General features: G+C 66.2%; 1 pseudogene. It reads right to left on the bottom strand.

The annotated features are described in order from the left end of the window. Positions 1 to 526, bottom strand: a pseudogene (locus tag DVK07_RS21070) (minichromosome maintenance protein MCM); the annotation flags it as partial.

The raw sequence follows: 526 nt of genomic DNA, 5'->3' as shown, positions 1-526 counted from the left end.
GACACTGCCGTCCTTCCCTTCGACCCAGTCGCCGCCGACCACAGAGAGGACGATCGCCCGCTTCATGTGGTCGTACTGCTCGCCGAACACGCCCGGCGCGATTGACTGCGCCGCGACCTCGAGCGGGTCGCCGAGTTCGCCGTCGACGATCGCCTCGACCTCCTCGCGCTCGTCGTGCGAGACCTCGACCGACGTCTGATCCGACTCCTGAACCTCGATGGCGTGGCCGGTGAGGTACGGTTCGAACGTCGACTTCTTCTCGTTGCCGCTCGTCCGCTGTTCGAGCTGAAGCTTCCCGGTGATCGTGACGCGATCCCCTGTGGTCACCTCACCGGCGATGTCGTCCTCGACGTAGATGTCGATCGACTGCCCCTCGCCGCCGGCAACCTCCGGCGGCTCCGACAGGCGGATCTTCTGCGCGTCGATGAACTCGGACTGCTCGAAGTTGACGCGGAAAGGCCCCTGTCGCTCACACCCCTCGCACTCGTGGGGCTCCTGGTAGCCGCGGTCCGTCTGCGGGATGTAG

Source organism: Halorubrum sp. Atlit-26R (assembly GCF_003666015.1).
Classification (GTDB): Archaea; Halobacteriota; Halobacteria; order Halobacteriales; family Haloferacaceae; genus Halorubrum.
The sequence above is the reverse complement of the archived record's forward strand: the minus strand, read 5'-3'. Positions and strand labels throughout refer to the sequence as shown.